17 protein-coding genes are annotated in these 20,925 nt (G+C 60.6%); 3 read left to right on the top strand and 14 right to left on the bottom strand.

Annotation, left to right across the window (positions count from 1 at the left end):
- Positions 1-5: 5 nt before the first annotated feature.
- The 9 genes from FFI89_RS12355 to FFI89_RS12315 all read right to left on the bottom strand — a co-directional run bounded on the left by FFI89_RS12355 (position 6) and on the right by FFI89_RS12315 (position 9,313).
- Positions 6-479 (bottom strand): (2Fe-2S)-binding protein, encoded by a 474-nt coding sequence (locus FFI89_RS12355; protein WP_138836875.1) that lies wholly within the window; start codon positions 477-479, stop codon positions 6-8.
- An 11-nt stretch (positions 480-490) separates the two neighbouring features.
- The gene (locus FFI89_RS12350) at positions 491-1,270 is read right to left on the bottom strand and encodes an SDR family oxidoreductase (protein WP_138836873.1); all 780 of its coding nucleotides are present in this window, start codon (positions 1,268-1,270) and stop codon (positions 491-493) included.
- A gap of 3 nt (positions 1,271-1,273) precedes the next feature.
- Positions 1,274-2,161, bottom strand: a complete 888-nt coding sequence (locus FFI89_RS12345; protein WP_138836871.1) for a fumarylacetoacetate hydrolase family protein — start codon at positions 2,159-2,161, stop codon at positions 1,274-1,276.
- Positions 2,158-4,407, bottom strand: a complete 2,250-nt coding sequence (locus FFI89_RS12340) for a xanthine dehydrogenase family protein molybdopterin-binding subunit (protein ID WP_210249108.1) — start codon at positions 4,405-4,407, stop codon at positions 2,158-2,160. The genes FFI89_RS12345 and FFI89_RS12340 overlap by 4 nt, the downstream gene beginning before the upstream one ends.
- Before the next feature lie 185 nt (positions 4,408-4,592).
- On the bottom strand, positions 4,593-5,327 hold the full coding sequence (locus tag FFI89_RS12335) for an ABC transporter ATP-binding protein (protein ID WP_138836868.1): 735 nt from the start codon (positions 5,325-5,327) through the stop codon (positions 4,593-4,595).
- A gap of 2 nt (positions 5,328-5,329) precedes the next feature.
- Positions 5,330-6,094, bottom strand: a complete 765-nt coding sequence (locus tag FFI89_RS12330) for an ABC transporter ATP-binding protein (protein WP_138836866.1) — start codon at positions 6,092-6,094, stop codon at positions 5,330-5,332.
- The gene (locus FFI89_RS12325; RefSeq protein WP_138836864.1) at positions 6,091-7,044 is read right to left on the bottom strand and encodes a branched-chain amino acid ABC transporter permease; all 954 of its coding nucleotides are present in this window, start codon (positions 7,042-7,044) and stop codon (positions 6,091-6,093) included. The genes FFI89_RS12330 and FFI89_RS12325 overlap by 4 nt, the downstream gene beginning before the upstream one ends.
- 4 nt (positions 7,045-7,048) lie before the next feature.
- The gene (locus FFI89_RS12320) at positions 7,049-7,936 is read right to left on the bottom strand and encodes a branched-chain amino acid ABC transporter permease (protein ID WP_138836862.1); all 888 of its coding nucleotides are present in this window, start codon (positions 7,934-7,936) and stop codon (positions 7,049-7,051) included.
- A 72-nt stretch (positions 7,937-8,008) separates the two neighbouring features.
- Complete coding sequence (locus FFI89_RS12315; RefSeq protein WP_138836860.1) at positions 8,009-9,313, bottom strand: ABC transporter substrate-binding protein; 1,305 nt, start codon at positions 9,311-9,313, stop codon at positions 8,009-8,011.
- Positions 9,314-9,672: 359 nt separating this feature from the next.
- On the opposite strand from FFI89_RS12315, the gene FFI89_RS12310 reads away from it, so the two are divergent.
- Positions 9,673-10,464, top strand: a complete 792-nt coding sequence (locus FFI89_RS12310) for a GntR family transcriptional regulator (RefSeq protein WP_138836858.1) — start codon at positions 9,673-9,675, stop codon at positions 10,462-10,464.
- Between the two features lie 99 nt (positions 10,465-10,563).
- On the opposite strand, the gene FFI89_RS12305 is transcribed toward FFI89_RS12310, so the two are convergent.
- From FFI89_RS12305 to FFI89_RS12295, 3 genes are all read right to left on the bottom strand, one after another.
- The gene (locus FFI89_RS12305) at positions 10,564-12,474 is read right to left on the bottom strand and encodes a CocE/NonD family hydrolase (protein WP_138836856.1); all 1,911 of its coding nucleotides are present in this window, start codon (positions 12,472-12,474) and stop codon (positions 10,564-10,566) included.
- Between the two features lie 200 nt (positions 12,475-12,674).
- Positions 12,675-13,268, bottom strand: coding sequence for an NADPH-dependent F420 reductase (locus FFI89_RS12300; RefSeq protein ID WP_246669430.1), 594 nt, complete (start codon positions 13,266-13,268; stop codon positions 12,675-12,677).
- Positions 13,269-13,340: 72 nt separating this feature from the next.
- The gene (locus tag FFI89_RS12295; RefSeq protein ID WP_138836852.1) at positions 13,341-14,252 is read right to left on the bottom strand and encodes a pirin family protein; all 912 of its coding nucleotides are present in this window, start codon (positions 14,250-14,252) and stop codon (positions 13,341-13,343) included.
- A gap of 106 nt (positions 14,253-14,358) precedes the next feature.
- Between FFI89_RS12295 and FFI89_RS12290 the strand changes: the two genes are divergently transcribed.
- Positions 14,359-15,348, top strand: a complete 990-nt coding sequence (locus FFI89_RS12290; protein ID WP_138836850.1) for a LysR family transcriptional regulator — start codon at positions 14,359-14,361, stop codon at positions 15,346-15,348.
- 124 nt (positions 15,349-15,472) lie between these two features.
- A complete protein-coding gene (locus tag FFI89_RS12285; protein WP_371722482.1) occupies positions 15,473-15,946 on the top strand; it encodes a DoxX family protein in 474 nt (157 codons plus the stop codon).
- A gap of 184 nt (positions 15,947-16,130) precedes the next feature.
- Here the strand turns inward: FFI89_RS12285 and FFI89_RS12280 are convergent, their stop codons facing one another.
- Both FFI89_RS12280 and FFI89_RS12275 read right to left on the bottom strand, forming a co-directional pair.
- A complete protein-coding gene (locus tag FFI89_RS12280; RefSeq protein WP_138836847.1) occupies positions 16,131-17,843 on the bottom strand; it encodes a thiamine pyrophosphate-dependent enzyme in 1,713 nt (570 codons plus the stop codon).
- A 129-nt stretch (positions 17,844-17,972) separates the two neighbouring features.
- Entirely contained in the window at positions 17,973-20,840 is a 2,868-nt protein-coding gene (locus tag FFI89_RS12275) for a winged helix-turn-helix domain-containing protein (protein WP_168212873.1), read from the bottom strand.
- Between the last annotated feature and the right edge of the window lie 85 nt (positions 20,841-20,925).

Genomic DNA, 20,925 nt, shown 5'->3' with positions numbered 1-20,925 from the left:
CTGGTTCAAACCTGGGTCCGCATGGCAACCGCTCCGGCCAGGATTGCGGCGACGATGTTCTGATATCCCGTACAACGGCAGAGATTGCCTTCGAGCTCATGGCGAACGGTTTTCTCGTCAGCTTCGGGATGACGGCCGGCAAGATCGATTGCGCGCATGATCATGCCCGGCGTGCAGAACCCACACTGCAGCGCATGGTGTTCGCGAAATGCTTCCTGCATGGGATGCAACTGCTCTTCCGTCCCGACACCCTCGATCGTGACGACCTCCGAGCCGTTCGCCTGAACGGCCAGTATCGCGCAGGATTTCACGCTGCGCCCGTCGAGATGGACCACGCAGGCGCCGCATTGGCTGGTATCGCAGCCGACATGGGTGCCGGTGAGACCCAGCTGTTCCCGAAGGAAATGCACCAGCAAGGTGCGTGCCTCCACGGTTCGAACCTCGCGCTTCCCGTTCACGGTGATGGTCACATCAGGCATCGAATGTTCTCTCAGATTAGGCCGCGATAGCTTCCGCCATCGATCTGCACATTCTGGCCGGAGATGAATCCCGCTTGTGCCGAACATAGGAAGGCACACGCATCGGCGAATTCGCCCGGCAATCCGAAGCGCTTCGCAGACAGGCTCTCCGCGATCTGGCGGCGTGCCTCGTCGAGCGTAATACCCTGCTCCTGCATCATGCGTTCGGCCATGAAGCGCTGCCGGTCGGTATCGATACGTTCCGGCAGAAGATTGTTGATGGTCACGTTGTCCGCAGCGGCTTCGTGGGAGATCGACTTGCACAGCGCCGTGAGGCCAGTTCGCGCTGCCGTCGACAGGCCCATACCCGGTGCCGGCGATTTGACCATTGCCGACGTAATGTTGACGATACGGCCGAAGCGACGTTTGCGCATGCCCGGCAGAACCGCCCGGATCAGAAGAATTGGCGCCAGCATGTTGCTGTCCAGCGCCGCGAGCCATACCGCGCGGTCCCAGTCTTCAAGAATGCCCGGCGCCGGACCGGCGTTATTGTTGATGAGGATGTCGGCACTCGAACATGCGGCTATCAGGCGTTCACGCCCTTCTTCCGTTGTAATGTCCGCCTTCACCGTGACCGGCCGTTGGCCCGTGACTTTCTCAATTCGAAGCGCCGCGCCGTCCAAGGCGTCCTGGTGGCGGCCATTGATGAAAACCCGAACGCCCTCCCGGGCAAGCGACGTGGCGCACGCCTCTCCCAGGCCGCGCGACGAGGCGCAGACGATGGCGGAGCGCTGATTGATACCAAGATCCATGACCTAGCTACCCTGTGATTGGAGTTCGACACGGGTCAGATGCCCGGGAAGCCGCTCATCGTTTCCAAGAGCAATGCGACGAATCCCGGCATTGTCATGCGGCTGATCGCCGATGAGTGCCCGCGGCGCCGGCACCGCGCGCACCGTGTTCCGCAAGCGGCCAATTCCGGTAACCTCAACCTCGACGACATCGCCATCAGCCATGGGACGGGAGTTCGCCGGTGTGCCGGTGAGGATGATGTCGCCCGGCTCGAGCGTGATATGCCTGGCCAGATCGGCGATCAGATAATCTATGCCGAAGATCATCTCCTCGATCGCGCATTCCTGCACCAGCGCACCATTCAGATAGCTGCGCAACACGGCGGTGCGGATGTCCTGCCCCCAGACGATACCGGGTCCTACCGGGCAAAATCCGTCAACACCCTTTACCCGCAGCATGCCGCCCATATCCGCGTCGCGCAGGTCGTGCAGGCTTACATCGTTTGCGACGGAGAAGCCGGCCAGGCCCTGCCATACCTCGTCTGGTGTAACGTTGCGCATGGAGCAGCCGATAATCGCGGCCAGCTCGCCTTCATAGTTCAGGAACTTGCAGCCCTTCGGCAGGACTAGCTCCCCGCCATGATGGTTGAGAGCGGATACCGGCTTTTGAAAGAACGTCGGCACTGCGGGAGGCTCCGCCTCACCCGAAATTTCGTAGATTCGCGATCTGTAGTTGGTATGGACGCAGATGATCTTGCTGGGCCGGCACGGCGCCAGATGTTGAACCTGTTCAAGCCCGACCGAGCGTCCGTCGTCCAGCATCAGCTTGCCATCGACCGGCGTCGCCCATTGCGCGCTCCCGGCATGAAGCACCCGCCGTCGTTCGCGCCGCCCACCCTTGAGAACACTCATTTGCCGTTCTCCTGCGCGACGCTGCGGATGGCCTTCCAGACCCGGTCGCTTGTCGCCGGCATATCGAGTTGCCGCACGCCAACCGGCTCCAGGGCATTCATCACGGCATTCATGATCGCCGGCAGCGATCCGACGCAGCCGGCTTCGCCGGCCCCCTTTGCCCCCAGCGGGTTCAGCTTTGTCGGCACCGGATTGCTCTTGACCGTGATGTGGCTGAAGACATCCGCCCGGGGCATCGCGTAATCCATGAAGCTCGCTGTGACCAATTGACCGGAATCGTCGTAGACGACGCGCTCCATGAGAATCTGTCCGAGCCCCTGTGCGATGCCGCCAACGATCTGGCCTTTGAGCGTCAGCGGATTGATGACTGTTCCGACGTCGTCGACGATCACGTAGTTGACGACTGCGACATCGCCGGTCTCGGGATCAACTTCCACCTCGCAGACGTGGCATCCGTTCGGATAGGTATCCCTGGAGGGCGCATAGGTCGCGGATTCATACAGTCCGCCATCGAATCCCGGGGGCAGCCGAGCAGGCACGAAGGCTGCGGCGGCGACCTGTTTCAACGGCACGGCCCGGTCGGTGCCGGCCACCAGGAAGCGACCGTCGGCGAACTCGATATCTGTCGCCTGAGCCTCGAGAAGATGGGCGGCGATGCGCTTGCCCTTCTCGATGATCTTGTCCGCCGCCAGATAGATCGCGGAGCCGCCAACAACGGTCGAACGCGAGCCGTTGGTGCCCATGCCGAACGCCACCTGATCGGTATCGCCATCGGAAAAGTGCACATCAGCCGGATCGAGGCCGAGGCGTTCATGCAGAATCTGCTTGAACGTCGTTTCGTGCCCCTGGCCCTGATTCTTGGTGCCGATCAACAACTGGGCACTTCCGCTCGTGTCGAAGCGGATTTCGGCGAATTCAGATTGGGCGGGACTTGCGGCCTGCTCGATCGCATTGGCCACACTGATACCGCGTAGCATCCCCCGTGCGCTCGATTGCTCGCGCCGCGCGTGAAAACCGGCATAGTCCGCGGCCGCAAGCGCCATATCCATGTTCGCTGGAAAATCACCGCAGTCGTAATAGCAACCCAGCGCGTTCTGATACGGCATCGCCTCGGCTGGAATCATGTTTCGGCGCCGTAACTCCAGCGGATCGAGGCTCAACTCCCGTGCAGCATCGTCGATCAGGCGCTCGATCAGATAGATTGCTTCGGGCCGCCCGGCGCCGCGATACGGTGCGGTCGGGCTGGTGTTGGAAAGAACACCCGTCACCAGCGCATACGCGGCCGGAATATCGTAGACCCCGACCGCAGTGCCAATCATCATCGACGGCACCAGAAGATTGCGATCCGATCCGACATATGCACCGATGTTGCCGATCAGATGCAGCCGCAATCCGACGAACTTGTTGTCGCCATCCAGCCCGAGCTCGATCTCGCCGACACTGTCGCGGCCATGCTCGTCGGCCAGCACCGCCTCCGAACGCTCGCACGTCCATTTGACGGGCCGCCGCAACTTGCGCGCCGCCCAAAGCACCAGACGGTGTTCGACGTACTGCCATCCCTTGCTGCCGAAAGCACCTCCGATGTCGCCGCTGACCACCCGCATCTTGCTCTCGGGAATCCGGAAGACGGAGCTGCACAGCATGTTTCGCACCCGGTGCGGATACTGACAGTCGGTGTAAAGCGTGTAGCGCTCATCGCCTTCGTCGTAGACGCCGAGCGCTCCGCGCGTTTCCATGTACTGCGCGTGGACCCGAGTGATCACGTAGCGCCGCTTGACGGTGCGTACGGCGCGCGCGAACGCAGCCTCGGTTGCGGACTTGTTTCCCTTCTCGACAATATTGGAAATATTGTCCGGGCATTCATCCCAAACCGGCGCCGCATCGGGCTGGGCAGCCGCCGCGGTATTCGTCACCGCCGGCAGCGGCTCGTAACCGACCGCAATCAGTTCTGCCGCGTCCTTGGCTTGAGAAAGGCTCTCGGCAACGACGAACGCGACGGGATCTCCGACATAGCGAACCCGATCCGCAACGAGAGCCGGCCGCTGCGGAGCGAACATGGGCGAGCCGTCCGGACGCTTGCGCGGTAGCGTCGCCTTCGGCATTCCGAGGCCGTCGGCCGCATAATCCTGCCCCGTATAAACGGCCAGAACACCTGGCGCGGCACGTGCCGCCGCCGTGTCGATCGAAATTATTCGCGCGTGAGCGTGCGGGGACCGCAGCACCACGCCATACGACTGGCCTGGCAAGTTGCGGTCGTCCTGGAATCGACCGCGGCCCCGGAGCAAACGGGAATCTTCAAACCGGGCGACAGACTGCCCAATGCCATATTGCTTCATCCGAGTCTCCATTGGAGACGGAGTAAATCACGGCGATCAGACCGTGACAACCTAAAATCGGTTTTATGACATAGTTGTGTATAAAATCGATTTTATTACTGAACTGCAGATGCTGTGCCCAGATAGGCTGCTGCCAAGCGTTCGTCGTTCAGAAACGCCTGCCATTCTGCACCGGCAGATTCATGGACGATGCGCCCCAGGGCCATCACGTAGGCCCGATCGGTGATCTCTACCGCCACGCTGACGTTCTGCTCGATGAGGAGAAGGCCCATTCCCTCCGACCGCAGGCTGCGCAGCACATGGAGGATGTCCTTTACGATCTTGGGCGCCAAGCCCGTCGAGGGCTCGTCAAGGATCAGTAGATCAGGCTGCAGCAACAGGGCTCGCGCAATTGCCACCATCTGCTGCTGGCCGCCGCTGAGCAGTTCAACGCGCGTCCGTCTCCGCTCCGCGATCAGCGGGAACAGATCGCAGATTCGCTGCCATGTGAACCGCAGATGGGCGGAACGGTGAGCTTGCCCGTGCTCCTCCGCCAGCCGCAAGTTCTCCTGCACGGTCATTTCACCGAACAGTCGACGGCTTTCGAGCACGACCGCTATGCCGTGCCGCGCACGACGGTGCGCGGCGTCCGATGTCAGGTCTACTGCGTCCTTGATGATCCGGCCTTGCGTGACCGGGCCAAGTCCACAGATTGCATTGACCAGGGTTGTCTTCCCCGCTCCATTGGCGCCGACGATAGCGACCGCTTCGCCCTGGCCTACATGCATGGACACGTCATGCAGAACTGCCAACTGCCCGTACCCCGCCGTCAATTGCTTGATCGTCAGCACCGTCAAGCTCCGAGGTAAACTTCGCGTACTTGCGTATTCTTCTGGATCTCGTCCATCCCTCCACTGGCGATGATCTCGCCAAAGTAGAGAACGTGCACGCGATCCGCCACGGTCATGAGCTCCATGTCATGAGACACCAGGAGAATTGCGATCCCCTCGCCCCTGAGTTGCTCGATCCAGCGCCGCAGCAATGCAATTTCATTCGTGTTGAGACCGGATGACGGCTCATCCAACATCAACAGCCGCGGACGCCCGACGACCGCGCGGGCTATTTCCAACACCCGTCGCTGCCCGGCGGGAAGTCGCAAAGCCAGATCGTGCCGCAGCTTCTCCATCCCGAACTTCAGGCACACTTCCTCGGCGAGCGCCGATATCCGGCGCATATCAGCGCGCGAGCGCGGCAGGCGGAGAAGATCTTCGATGACGCCGCTTCGGGTCAGCTTGCAAGCGCCCGCCATGATATTTTCCAACACCGTCATCTGCTCGAAGACTTTCGGCGTCTGGAACGTGCGGACCAGACCGGCAATGCTGCGCGCCTGGGTCGACTCGGTCCGTATGTCCCGGCCGTCGTAAGCCACCAGGCCATGCTGGTGCCGGATATAGCCGCTGATGACATTGAACAGCGTTGTCTTGCCCGAACCATTGGGGCCGATCAGTCCGACGATTGATCCGTGCGGCACCGAAAAGTTGACATTCTTCAAGACCGAAAAGCCGCCGAAGCTATGCCCGACGCCGCGCACACTGAGAATCTCCGCATCGCCGCTCATGGCTTGGCCCCGGCCCTGTCGACGCCGCGACGCCAGGCCCCGGCGAGGGCTCCCGTCAAACCGGCGGGCATCAGAACGACCACTCCGACCAAAGCGGCACCGAAGAGAATCTGATGGACGCCGCCGAATTGACTGAGCAACTCGGGCATGAAGGCGATGAATAGCGCGCCGACGACCACACCGAGCAGCGACGTCGCGCCGCCCAGCACCGGGATCAACAGAAAATTGATAGTCTTCTCAATGCCGAAACTCTGCACGTTGGCGAACCCGCCATAGTGCGCAAACAGGCTGCCGGCAACACTCCCCAGTACGGCGCTGAGGATGAAGACGCGTGTCCGCAACCAGCGCGGATTTACCGCCAGACTGATGGCCGCATCCTGCGAATCCCGCATGGCCCGGAGCGTCAGTCCAGTCCTGCTGCGAATGAGATTCTGCGCGAGCAGCATGCAGATCACGGCTACGGCGAGCACCAGATAGTAGAAGCGCAAGGGTGTATCCAGCACGAATCCGAACAGTTGCAGCTTTGGAATGCCGCCGATCCCCAGCGTTCCGCCGGTTAGCCAATCCCATTCGAAAAACAGGGCATTCGCGATAATCCCCATCGCGAGAGTCGCCAGTGCCAGGAAATAACCGCTGAGACGAAGTATCGGCCAGCCTATCGTCAGTGCCAGCACGGCGGAGATCGCTATCCCGACGAAAAATCCGACCGCCGCCGGCGCGTGAACATAGACGGTAAGATAGGCGGTCGCGTAGGCGCCGATGGCGTAAAATACGATTTGACCGAGATTGGCGATGCCGCACTGTCCCAGCAGCAATCCTACTCCGAGACCGGCAATTGTGTAGATCCCGGCAAAAACGAGCAGATCGACGACGTAACGTGGCAGACAAGGAGGCAATGCGACACAAATCACGATTGCCACAAGAACCGGTAAGAAGCGCGCAGCCTTCATCGCATCACCCGCCGGTCCGGCCCGCGCGCCCCAGCAGACCCTGCGGCATTGCGATCATGATCAGGATAAGCAAACCAAAGGTGATCACGTCCTTGTAGCTCGAGGACCCCCCTACGATCGCCATAGCTTCGATGATCCCGAGAGCCAGCCCGCCGATGGCGGCGCCGAGCGGGTTCGTTAGGCCGCCGAGAATGGCTGCGGCGAAGCCCTTCAATGTCAGCTGCAGGCCGATCATATAATCGACCGGAATGATCGGGGTGATCAGAATACCCGCCGCCGCACCGAGAGCGCCACCCAGCATGAAGGTGAACGTGCGCATCAGCGCCACGTCGATACCGATACTGGTTGCTCCTTCGGGGTCGATCGAGGCGGCCATCATCTTCAACCCAACCGAGGTGCGACGATAGAATTGTCGCAGCGCAATGGTAAGCAGGACACTGATCGCGATGAGCCAGATCACGTGCTCGCGCACCACTGCATCCAGGACGATGTAGACGTTGTCGCCGCCGAATCCGGGCAGGAGATGACTCTCACGCCCGAAGAAATACAGAACGGCAGCGGAGATAAACAACCCGATCCCGATCGTAAGCAGCAGGTAGCTGTCCTCCGGCGCCGCATTGCGGATCATGTAACGGATGAACGCGATCTCGATGAACGCTCCGAGTACGGCGCCAGCCAGACAACCGCACAGAATGGCAAGCCAGTACGGCCATCCGTATCCCGTCAGAAGCAGGACGACAACGATAGCGCCGACGACGCTGAACTCGCCCTGCATGGCGTTCGGCACCCGGCTTCCCTTGAAGATCGCGGCCAAGCCAATGCCAATCAGAGCATAGGTCAAGCCGTTCGTGATGCCGGCCAGCAGAGACTGCGCAACAAGACCGATATCCATCACAGGCTCCACCAGGACTTTTCACGTCGACGGAACGATCGTTCGAGGCGGTTCACGATCGCGGCGTGCGCCCTATTGTTCTTTTGCTTGAAAGGAAAGTCGGGTGAACTGTCCGCCCACCAACTTTGAAAAGACCACGTTGGAAAGCTTGATGCCGTTCAGATCGTCGGAGGAGAAATCATAGTTCGTCATATCGCCCTTGAAGGGACTTCGGATCGCCTCGCACAGCTTCTCGTTGGCTGCGCCGACGCCGGCCTTTTTGAAGGCGGAACGGATAACGTGGACAGCATCCCATCCAAGCGCTTCGAGAATTTTGGGAAAGCGGCCGTATTCCTTATGGAACAGCCGCACGAATTCCGCTTGATGCGGCAGAGGGTCCTCGCCGACGAGAAACTCCGGGAAAACGACGTTGTCTGCCGCATCCCCCATGCTCTTGACGGCTTCATAGCTGGCCAGGCCATTCGCCGCGATGATGGTCTGCTTCATTTGCAGCTGCCGCAGGCTGCGGATCGGAACCCCGGTGACGCCGACGACGACGATCGCATCGGGTTGCGCCGCGCGAATCTTTGCCGCCTGCGACGTCGTGTCAGTGGCCGAAATCTCGAACTTTTCAGTTGCTACAAACGCGATTCCGTAAGCGTCCGACAGCTGGCGCAGCTCATTGTAGACGACGGTCCCGTAGCCGGAGTCGTACATCGCTCCGAGTTTCCTGGCTCCAATCGAACTCGCATATTCCAGTATCGCCCGCGCGTTCAGGGCTTGCGAGGGAGCGATATGCAGCACGCATTTTCGGTCGCGCTCGATCGCCGGTCCAAGCCCCGACATCGCGATCTGGGGCATCTTCAACGGATCCGACAGCCCTCCGATCGCAACCGTGCTTGCCGTCTGACTCGAGCCAATCAACGCAGATACCTTTTCGCGGTAGATCAGGTTATTCGCCTTGCTGATTGCCCCGTCCGGATTGGATCCATCGTCTTCAATGATGAGCTGGATCGGCCGGCCATCGATGCCGCCGCTGGAATTGATGATCTTCTCGGCAAGGACGGCGCCGTTGCGCTCTGGAATGCCGAGCCCGGCGCCGGCCCCGGTCAACGCCAGGATCACGCCGATCTTGACAGGTTCACCAGGCTGCTGCGCGTGGACCGAGGCACTCAGCACGCTACCGCCGGCAACAATGAGCGCAAACGCGGCTTGAAGGCGACGGTTCATTCTCTTTGCTGTCAACGCACTTCCCCCTGGTGTCGGTTGTCGCCGCTCGGGCGCTTCGTCCAATTCGATTTTGCCGGCGCCTTCGCGGAATTGGAGGGCCGGAGCCCTGACCGCAGCCCGCGACACGCTGCGGCCCACCTCGTTCCAGCGCCGGGTAACAAGCGCCACCAGATTTCTCTCCCTAGACTTGGACACCCGCGGACGGTGGTCTCTGTATTTCGTAGATCAGCAAAAGCATACGAAATTGACATCGTCAACTGTAAAATCGATTTTATTTATTTTTATGGAATATAATAAATTTTATTGGCCGCGATGCCATATTTTAGGGATTTGATCGAGATTGTGGCCTATTCTCCGCTCGCGCTTGGAATCGGGTAGCTTGTTTCTCGGGGCAAGGACCGCGCCTTCCAAGCGGGCTGAGCCCCCGTCGGTCGACGGCTTGATCGATTTTCGATGCGGCAGTTTGCACGTTCGGCGTATGACAGAGGCCCAGCGTGTACGGTTCGCAAACCTGGAGCATTAGCTAAGTGGCGGCGAAGTCGAAAAAGGCCTTACTTGAACGGACCGGCACCGAAAGCCTGGCGTCGACTGCCTATGAACGGCTGCGCTTCGACATCATCAGCGGCGTGTTTCCGCCCGACGCAAAACTGCTCATCCGACAGCTCTGCGACCGTTATGAAATGGGCTTGAGCCCGATACGCGAAGCACTGAACAGGGTTTCGCGCGACGGCTTGGTCGAACATCACGACCAGCGCGGCTTCACCGTAACACCGGTCACCGAGGCCGATCTCGAAGACATCACGAAGGCACGCTGCTGGGCAAACGAGTGCGCGTTGCGCGAGTCGATCGCCAATGGCGATCAGGCGTGGGAAGAAGCGGTCTTGATCGCCTATCACCGGATGGCACGTCTGCCCGGGCCAGCCGAACAATCGGATGCCCCGGTGGATGCGGCGTGGGAGCGCGCCCATCGCATATTCCACACCAGCTTGATCAGCGCCTGCGGTTCAAAATGGCTCATTGGCTTCTGCGAACAGCTATTCGATGCCGCCGATCGCTATCGTTTCCTGGCTCGCCAGCAATTTCGCGGCCGCAGCCAGCGGCAAAACGAGCATCGGGATATCATGGACGCAGTGCTTCGCCGGGATGCCGATCAGGCTGTCCAGCTTTTGCTGGATCATTTCCGGGGAACGCTGAAGTACAGCCGCATGGAAATTAATCGTCTCAGGGGCGCACCTGAGCAAGGCTCGGCCAAGCCCGCGCTGAGCCGCAAGAAAAGGTCGCAGGACAAAGCGCCCCGCTCCCAGCGCGCGGCGGGCTAAATTGCCCTGCCCGCCGATCGCTCGGGCCGCCAAACAGCGCGTCCGTTGCCGGCGCAGCCCGCAGGGCTCGCCGCCAACTCTGCCGATCGGGTTCGGCTTTCAAGACTTCGGGATAACCGGCAGGAGAAGGTGCGACGGATAGGCGCCGTCGCGATACACCTTGTGAGTCACCGCCCTGCTGTCCGCAACGTGATAGGGCTGATACTCGACATTGGTCATCGCGCCGGTTCCGGTTGGGATATCCATACTGCTGATATCAAGGCAAATTCTGTGTCCGGCCTTGAACTCGTTGGCCGTCGCCAGAATGTGGACCTGGTACTCGACGATTGCTCCGGGCTCGATAGGCTCGATCGACTCGCGCGTGAGCTTGTGGAACGGTTCCCATGGTTTAGACCGCACCGGATCGAGCGCCCGATAGGAAGCCTTCAGCCAGCCCCGCGTCAGCTCCCGTTCAGGCAGGTCGCTCGGCACAAATCGTTCGCCTTCGCGCGCCGTCCGCACGGAAACGTCGGGACCGACGTCCTTGAGCACGACGATCCAGTTTGTGTCGGACTGGTCGATGGATGCATAGAACGTCAGGGAGATCGGCCCGGCCACCAGAAGATCATGCGGAAGAGGATCCGTCATGTAGCGCAGCCTTTCGACCTTCATCGTTTGGGTCGGCGGCATCTGGCTGAAGACGTCGGGCTGAGGCGCGCTTGCGTTGGTTTCAGACTTCGGGCGCGGAGCCTCCGTCGTCAGCCGTTCCCAGCTCGACAGATAGTATTTGGTCCAACGTGTCTCCGGGAGCGGCCAGTCCGCGCCGGTTCGCCATTCATTGGCTCCCATCACCCAATACCGGACCGGCGGCTCATCCATGATGCCGTTGTCTTTGCCCTTCAGCCAATGGTCGTACCAACGAATGATGTCGTCGTGAAACGCGTTGAAGGGACGTTCGAGATGGGCCGGCCCGGTAAATAGCAGCTTGCGCGGCTGTTTGATGTTCTGGAAGTAGTGCTGCGCGCCGAGCCAGTGCAGCTTGTAGGTATAGGCATAGGCTCCGGAGCCTGTGTAGAACGGCACCTTTATATCCTTGAAGGTTTCCTCCGACCGCTCGACTGCCCCGGCCTCCTCCCACGGCTGCACCAGCGCGCCATACATGAGACCGGTACGCTGCCCCTTTTGGGTCAATACGTTGTAGAGATTGGCATACATCTTGTAGTCGGGATTCCGCATTGCCCGCTTCCAGAGTTCTTCCTGTTCGGGCGGAAGCTCTCCCGGAATGCCTCGCGGTTCGTGAACCGTACTGAATACGTCCAGCAAGTAGGGAAACGCATGAAGCAGCCCTCCGGGATAAAAATCACGGAAGCCGAACATTCCACCGTAAGCGCCGCATGCGTCGTATGGGAAGATGGCCTTCAAGGCCGGATGCTGCTGCGCGGCCGCGCGCCATTGCTCGCCGGCGTATGCGGAAATCCCGACCATCCCGACATTGCCGTCGCACCAGGCCTGCTTCGAAATCCACTCAATCAAGTCATAATGATCCCACTGCTCGTCGAGAAACTGGCCCTCCGACTTTGCGGTACCACGTGATTGCGCGATGACATGGATATAACCCGCCGCGAGGAACCGCCGCGTGTCGCCGGCCTCGATCGGACCGAACCATAGCGGCGAATATGCCGGCTGCGGCGGCAGAACATCCGACATATCCGGACCCTGCATGTCCTTGTTATGGAGTGCGCAGGCATACAGCACCTGAAATTTTCCCTGAGCGCGCGGCCGATAGACGTCGACGGCCAACCGGACGCCGTCACGCATCGCAACCATCACGTCGCGTTCCTCGATCATGTCGACGCCTGTCGGAAGCTCGGTCATTTTCATCCCTTGTTCTCGCTGCTGCCCGGCAGCAGCGTTTCTCGCGTCGTTGCGCAATTTTCCATGACCGGCCTCAACCGGCGCGCGTCGAGATCGGGTGAACTCGCGCGCGGCGCACGGACCGCCTCTATCGATTATGATCACGGGCAACTGCACGCGGAAGTCCGATTTGTTCGATGATCGTGCTCAACAAAATAGGAATGTTGAAGCGCCACGTGAGGACGTCGCGTTAGCCTGCGGTCGCGCATCCAGGTGTGAGGCGTGTCCCAGATGATGACATAGGCATTCGCCCAATCGCTTGGGGGAGTTGCAGCAGAACGGGCGGCGGCCGCATCGGCGGCCACCGCCTTCGTTATTCAGTCATGCTTGATGAGATTGTGGACCATCAACGGGCCACCAAATTGGGCAAGCCGTCCCTCTGCGAGCTTGCCGAGATCAATCGCAGCGAATCCCAGCTTTTTGATCAGTGTTGCGACATCCGCTTTGGCCGCAACATCGTTACCTGAAACGAACACAACCCGATGTCCGCCGTCCTTCGCCGGATCGCCGGCCAGAACAGCGGCCGGCAGCGTGTTGAATGCCTTGACGACGCGAGCCCCGGCAACAGCATCGGCTACGACTTCAGTCGACAACCGCCCGCCGAGATCCTTCGGCGTGAAGGCCGGAAAATCGATCGCATTGGTCGCATCGACGATGATGCGCCCGTTCCACGCCGCAGCGTCGCGAACGGTCTCCGGCACGCTTCCGAACGGAACGGCCAGGATGACGATATCGGCCTTGACGGCCTCCTGGACCGACGCGGCCTTGATATTGTTGCCGAGCCGACCGACGAGATCGGCCAGCGATGCAGGCCCGCGGCTGTTGGCAACCAGAACATCGATATTGTTGCGGGCGAATTGAGTGGCGAGCGCGGTGCCGATGGCGCCGGAGCCGATGATTGCGTAGGTCATGATACGTTTCCTTTTTACTGGATGCTGTGGACGAATGACTGGTCGCGCCGACGATGGGCGCTTCGGTGGACATCACGCCGCCCGGAAGACGCGGGCGTCGGGAAGAGGAGTAAATTCGGTCTCACCCGGCACGCCGGGAAAGCGGCGGTCACGCCAGTCCAGCGCCGCCTGCGCGATGCGTTCCTGGTTGCTTGAGACAAAATTCCAGTAGATGTGGCGCTTTTCGCCGAGCGGCTCTCCGCCGAGCACCATGAGGCGGGCGGCCCCCGATGCGCGCAGTACGATCTCCGCGCCTGGCTTGAACACGACCAACTGATCCTTGTCGAAGCGACCGGTCTGGCCTGCAATCTCGATTGCGCCGCTCACGACGTAAACCGCACGCTCGACGTGCTCGGCGCTGATGGCAAAGCGCGCGCCATCTTTCAGTGCGACATCGGCATTGAACAGATCGGAGAACGTGCGCGTCGGCGAGCGGAGACCGTGCAGTGAGCCCGCGATCAGTCTGAGCGTCGCGCCTTCACCTTCCATCTCCGGGATATCGGCGGCGGCGAGGTGCTGGAAACCGGGTTTTGTCTCCTCGTACCGCAGCGGCAATGCAATCCAACTCTGAAAGCCGAACACCGTCCCGCCGCTTGCGCGCACCAGATCGCCGCTTCGCTCCGAATGAACAATGCCCCGTCCGGCCGTCATCAGATTGACCTCACCTGGGCTGATCGTTTGGACATAACCTTCGCTGTCGCGGTGGACGATCTCACCATCGATCAGGTAGGTCAGCGTCGAGAGGCCGATGTGCGGATGGGGACGTGAGTCCAGGCCTTCTCCCGCACGGAAAGTGACCGGACCGAAGCTGTCGAGGAAGATAAAGGGACCGACCATCCGCCGATGCGCGGAGGGCAGCGCCCGTCGCACCTGAAAACCGTCGCCCAGATCCCGGACGTTCGGAAGCAAGACTTGCTCGACATCGGCTGAATTGAATAAGGTCATGGTCACCTCCTCGAAAGCATCTCGCTTCCAACGACCACGATCTAAGGCGATTTGGCTTATCGACGAAACTGGCATAATCTAGATAGAAATGTTCTAGGAAATCGATATGGCTTCAGATCCGGGCACGCCGACACTTGATCAGCTGAGAGTTTTTCTGACCGTCGTCGATGTCGGCAGCTTCGCGGGAGCCGCTCGAAAGCTCAACCGCGCGACTTCGGTGATCAGCTACTCGATCTCCAATCTCGAGGCGCAACTCGGCGTCACCCTGTTCGACCGCGAATCGACCAGGAAGCCTCAATTGACCGAGCCCGGTCGCACGGTGCTTGCGGAGGCTCGAACGGTTTCCAACGGAATTGACGGGCTTCGGGCCAGGGTGAAGGGCCTGCTTCAGGGTCTCGAGCCCGAAGTCCATCTCGCGCTTGATGTGATGCTGCCAACCGCGCGCATCGTCGATGCATTGAAGGCGTTCCGTACCGAGTTTCCGACTGTCACGCTACGCCTGCACATGGAGGCGTTGGGCGGGGTAACTCAACTGCTGCTCGATCGGGTCGCGACGATCGGCGTCAGCGGACCGCTGCCCGGCGACGCGGGCGTGGCCGGCATCGAGCGCATCGGCGTCGGCAACGTCGTTCTGATCCCCGTCGCCTCGCCAGATCACCCGCTGGCACGCGCTGGCAAAAACAAGCCTGGAGCAGGGCGGGATCATGTTCAGCTCGTATTGACGGACCGTTCGCCCCTCACAGGCAAGACCGACTTCGCCGTGGCCAGTCCGCGCACCTGGCGTCTCGCCGACCTCGGATCCAAGCATATGCTGCTGAAGGTGGGCATTGGCTGGGGCAACATGCCGGTACCGATGGTGCAGGAAGATATCGATTCAGGACGATTGGTTCACCTCGACTTGCCCGACACCAAGGGAGGCATCTATAGCCTCGAGGCCATCTATCGGGCCGATACACCCCCTGGGCCAGCCGCTGCCTGGCTCATCGCGCGATTCCAAAGCCAGGTTCCGAATGCGACGATAACGGCAAAGCCAAACCGAAAGCCCGCCAAGAAGTCCGGTAAGCCCAAAAAGAAAGGTGGGCGTACCAAGTCGTGATCAAGGCGCGGCGTCCGGCATCGAACATTCTTCGTTCTAAAAATTCGAACCTATGCTTCGATACTATTCGGCTATTCCGAGATGACTGGGACTGGCAAACCTTCAGCATTCAAGGCCCTCCATCATGGACGGCCTGCTTGCAGGAAGGAAAACTATCATGTCCCAATACGCTGGTGTTTCACAGAGCGACCTCCCCGATCGGATTGACTCAAGCACCTCCCTCGCTGTTGCATCGCTGGTCGGGCGGGTTCTGCTCAGCGCCATCTATCTGGTTTCCGGATTCTCGAAGGTCGCGGCGCCGGCCGCCACGATCGGCTACATCACATCCGCCGGCCTTCCCTTCGCTCCACTTGCACTTGCCATTGCCGTTGTTGTCGAAATTCTCGGCGGCGCAGCGCTGATCGTCGGTTATCGTACGCGCTTCGTCGCCGCGGTTCTGGCGGTCTTCACGGTGGCGACGGCACTCGGCTTCCACAGCAACCTGGCGGACCAAGGCCAGTTCATCCACTTCTTCAAGAATATCGCAATGACCGGCGGTCTCCTGCAGGTCGTCGCATTCGGTGCCGGTCGGTTTGGCCTCGACGCTCGCCGCACTTGATCTGATACGTGGGAGCGGAGCGCACCGCGTTCCCTCCCGCCTATTCCCGCCGGTCGAAATCGCCACGCCATCAGCACAGCTTCATAGCTAACAGAAGCTTTCTCTCTGGAGTTCGAACATGCGGCAATCGATACCGGGTGACGCACTGCCACGTCGCGCCTCACCAAGGAAGGTGATGCCCCAGCTAGAGGAAATTCTCCTTCACCATTTCCCAGACATCGCCTCCCCGGCCATGCAGGATGGCGCGAGTTGAATACAGCGCCATTCCGATCGCCGGCTCTACCTGCGTGAACGGCGGCATGACGAGTTGCATCGGGTTGACGTGCACGTGCAGGAGCGCGGGCCCTGGTTGCGCCAGCCAGTCCTTCACCGCGGTCTCGAGCTGGTCCGCGTTCGAGACCGTTTCGCTCCAGAGACCTAACGCGCGCGCAACCCCCGCAAAGTTCGGATTCTTCAACTTCGTGAAGGTATCGAGCATGCCCTCGGCCTTTTGCTCGATCTCCACGAAGCCAAGCTTGCCGTTGTCGTAGACGGCAATCTTGATCGGTAACTCCTGTGCGACGACCGTCATCAGGTCTCCGAACAGCATGGAAATTCCGCCGTCCCCTGCCATGCACACGACTTGTCGGCCGGGCTCGGCTTTCTGGAGTCCGATGGCTGACGGCATGCCGTTGGCCATCGTGCCGTGAAGCAGGCTCGCGAACATGCGACGCTGGCCGTTCGCGTCGATATGGCGATAGGCCCAGGCGGTCGGGGTACCGTCGTCGGCCGTGAATAATGCATCCTTGGCCGCGTGGCGGTTGATCACCTGTGTCAGATAGCTCCCGGGAATGCTGCCATCGTGGCCGGCAGCGACTTTGGCTCGTTCCTGCTCCCGATACTTCGCGTAGCGTTTGACGTATGCGCTTCGGAACGAGGCATCGGTGCGCTCGACCAGCATCGGCAGCAACGACGCCATCGTCGCCTTGACGTCGCCGACCACGCCCTTGGTGATCGGATGCCGTCGTCCGAGGTGAGTCGGGTCGATATCGACCTGCACGATCTTTGCCTTGTCCGGGTAGAATTGCCGCCAGGCAAAGTCCGCGCCAAGCATCAGCAATGCATCGCAATCCAGCAAGGCGTGATAACCGGCCTCGTTGCCGAGCATTCCGGTCATTCCGATGTTGTAGGGATTGTCGAACTCGAGAAAGTCCTTTGCCCGCGACGTATGCGCGATCGGCGCCTTCAGCTTGCTGGCGACCGCGAGAATCTCCTGATGCGCCCCCTGGCAGCCCGATCCGCCGTACAGCACGACGTTTTCGCTCTTGTTGAGAATTTCGGCGATCTCGGCGAGATCGGCGTCGTTCGGCCGCGTGACCGGCCTGGCGACATGCACCGCGTAAGGGATGCTATCACTAACGACCGACGCGGAGATATCCGCCGGTACGATCAGAACGGCAACACCGCGTTTCGCCAGGGCCGTTTGGCAGGCGATCACGGTCTTCCGGCGCGCCTGCTCGGGCGTATGGATCATGTCGCAGAAGACGCTGCAGTCCCTGTAGACCTGCTTGAAGTCGACCTCCTGGATGAAATCGAAACCCAATTCGTCGCGAATGATTTGACTTGCGATCAGGATGACGGGCGCCCGATTGCGATTGGCCTCGAATATGCCGTTGATGAAATGCAGGCTACCGGGACCGCAGCTCCCGGCAACTGCCGTCAGGCGATCGGCTACCTGCGCCTCCGCCTGCGCAGCAAACGCTCCGGCCTCTTCGTGTCGCATCGACACCCACTCGATTTCGCTTTTTTCGAGTGAGCGGGCGATCAGGTTGAGCGTGTCGCCCACCACGCCGTAACAATGCTTGACGCCCGCGCTCTGCAAGGTTTCAACAATGATGTCCGCAACCAGTCTGCCCATCGCACTCAAACCCTGCTGTGACCAATCCTGCCACAACATGCGCCCAACCGCGGGCGTAGGGCTTGTATCGCAATGCGAGGACTTGAACCCGACTGCGCAGACAGAGCACAGCCATCGAAGGTGTCCGCTTTAGCGGACGCCTTCGATGCCGGACTGGAGCTGGTCGAGGATTTTCAGGGCGCGCTTGTGGTCGGGCGAAACTATCCCAACCGGCATTCGATCAAGAGCCGCGCTGAGGTGTTGGTAGGCTTCCGCCACGCGGGCCTGCTTCAGCAGCAGCTCCGCCAGGTCCGTCGCAGCCTTCAATTCAAACAAGCCGGCGGACTGGCGTTTGGCCCAGTCGATTGCCGACAGAAAGCATGTTTCTGCTTCGGAATAGTCCTCGGCCGATCGTGACGCCAGGATGAAGCCCTTCACTCTCATCAAGGCGGGCACGAACAGAAATTTTCCCCCACGTTTCTGGAGATCAAGGGCATTCGCCACCAGCGTCAATGCCTCCTCGTGAAGCCCAGAAGCCGCAAGACCCGCGCCGAGATCGCTGACAAAATCCATATTGAGCATTTCATGACGTTGGGCCTCAAGCTCTTCCGACGCTCTCTTCAGCAACGGAACGCCGTCGCGAACGTTGCCTTGAAGCAGAAGCCACCGGCCTCGCAGCCCGGTTGCGATGGCCTGGAGCGGCTTGAGGGCGTGAGCTGCGGAGAGGTCGCTCAATTGCACGATGTACTGCTCTGACCTCTGCCAATCCTCCAGCGCCAGATAGACCGGAAGAATCAGAATCAGGGCCCGGCCCAATGTCGCCGGATAGCCGGATTTTTCCCCCTCCTCTATCGCGAGCTTTGCGTAGTCCAATGATTGGTCGAGCACCCCCCTGTACAATAGAGAACGCGCCATGCCGGCCAGCGAGAGGGTGGTGTGGTGAAACAAATAGTGTCCAGCGCGCTGGCGCGAGCCCGATGCCGAGTGGCGCAGGCTGGCTTCGAAATGCCTCTGTGCAGCAAGATGATTTCCCGCCAAATGATTGGCAGCGCCCAACATCGTTTCAGCGAACGCCATGTCGTCGGGATCTCCGATTTTCAAAGCCACCTTTTGGCTTCGCGCGGCGACATCGAGCGCGCGGTGAATGTCGGTGGTCCAGCTCGAATGCAGGAACAGTCCGCTCAGGAGCCTGAACTCGCGCGCAAGGTCCTGCCGCATGGGCGCAAGGTCGAGCGCCCCGGAAGAAGCTGAGCGAACGTCTGGATTGCTGCTTTCAGTGTCCATCGATACCAGGGGCAGCGAAGCGGAAACCTCCATCTCGTGGCGGGAGTTCCCATACCGACCTTGCAGCCGGGCTATTGCCTGTTCTGCCCAGCCCTGCCATTCGGTCAATAGCGACAGTTCCATAAATGGCAGCGTCGAAGCGACCGCAAGTCTTGTCGCGATCCTGTTGTTGCCGTGCGATCCAAAGCTCCATTCCAGCGCCGATCTGATATTGCTGAGTTGCCGGGAATAGGCCGCAACTCTTTCAGCCCTTGGCAAAGCCGACAACATTTCTTTTTGCGATTCGAGCTGTTCGGTGACGTATTCCGCATGCCGCAAGGAGATTGGACCGAACTCGCCATGTTCCTCCAGTTTTTCGAGCGCATAGGCCCGCGTCGTGTCCAGCAGGCGATACTGCGCCCGCGTTTCGTCGATCCGGGTTGTTATCAACGACTTCTCGACCAGGCCGGCGATGGCGTCAAAAATTTCTCCGGCGCCCACGTCGAGTGCACCCGCGACATCCCGCGCGCCCTCGAGGGTGAAATGACCGACGAAAGGAGCGATGCGCCGAAGAACAATCCTCTCGGCGTCGGACAGCCGATCGTAGCTCCAATCCAGTGTCGCCTTGAGTGTCCGGTGCCTGGGGACGGCCGTCCGATGGCTTAGTCTCAACAATTCCAGCCGAGACACCAGGCGCGCTACCGTGTTCTTGATGCCAAGTACGGCGACCTGGCCCGCTGCGAGTTCAATTGCCAAGGGTATGCCATCCAGCTTCCGGCACATTTCCGCAACGAACGGTGCCTCCTCGTCGGTGAGAACGACGCCCCCCGCCCTCGCCGCCACGCGCCGTACGAACAATTGCACTGCCGGATATCGAAGCACGGTATTTGCCGTCTGCTCTGACCCGTCCGGTGGAACATCAAGGGGAAGAATCCGGCAGCAATGCTCGCCCTCTACTTTCAGCAATTCGCGACTCGTGGTCAGAAGATGGGTCTGCTCCGTTTCCTGGTACAGTTGCTCGGCAAGCAACGCGACCGCCTCGATCATGTGCTCGCAGCTATCGAGAATAATAAGAAGCTTCTGCGCGCGAACGAGGTCGACCAGCTCCAGGCCGGGATCTTTCGATTTGAGCGCAAGTCCCAGAGCTGTCGCGACGGTTCCCGCAACATGCCGCGGGTCGGTAAGGCTCTCCAGGTCGACAAAATGGACTTTGCCGCCAAAATCTTCGGCAACGGCGCGGCCAACCGCCAGGGCGATGGTCGTCTTGCCAATGCCGCCAGGACCGAGCAGTGTTACGAACCGCGCTTCCCGCAGCTTGTCGCTGACCTCGCTGACGATCAGTTCGCGCCCAATCATCGTGATCGGTCGCAGCGAGAGCCTGCCTTGTGGCCGGAGCCTGGCGTTCCCGCTTTCCGTGCCGCCAGCGCGGGAGACAACGTTGCCGACGAACGAGTAGCCCCGTCCCTTGATGTTTGTGATGTATCGGGTGCCGAATTGGCCGTCACCAAGTGCCTTGCGGATCGCGGCGACGTGGACCCGGATGCTCCCGTCCTCGACGGTCACGTCCGGCCAGACGTGATCGATCAGTTCCTGCTTTGCGATCACCTCTCCCGGACGCCCGGCCAGGTAGATCAGAATGTCAAGGGCCCTGCTGCCAAGGGGCAACACCTCACCCGCGCGCCGCAGCACCCTTTCCCTGCCCGAAAGCTCAAAGGGGCCAAACTGCAGATTTCCTTGAGCTTCATTGTCAACCATGGTTCTTGGCCTGGACCTGGTTTGCCTGTCCGGGTGTTCAACTATACGTGCGAAACCCAAGCGTGCGGTCCTGTTAGACATGAGC

This window comes from Bradyrhizobium sp. KBS0727 (genome assembly GCF_005937885.2).
Lineage (GTDB): Bacteria > Pseudomonadota > Alphaproteobacteria > Rhizobiales > Xanthobacteraceae > Bradyrhizobium.
The sequence above is the reverse complement of the archived record's forward strand: the minus strand, read 5'-3'. Positions and strand labels throughout refer to the sequence as shown.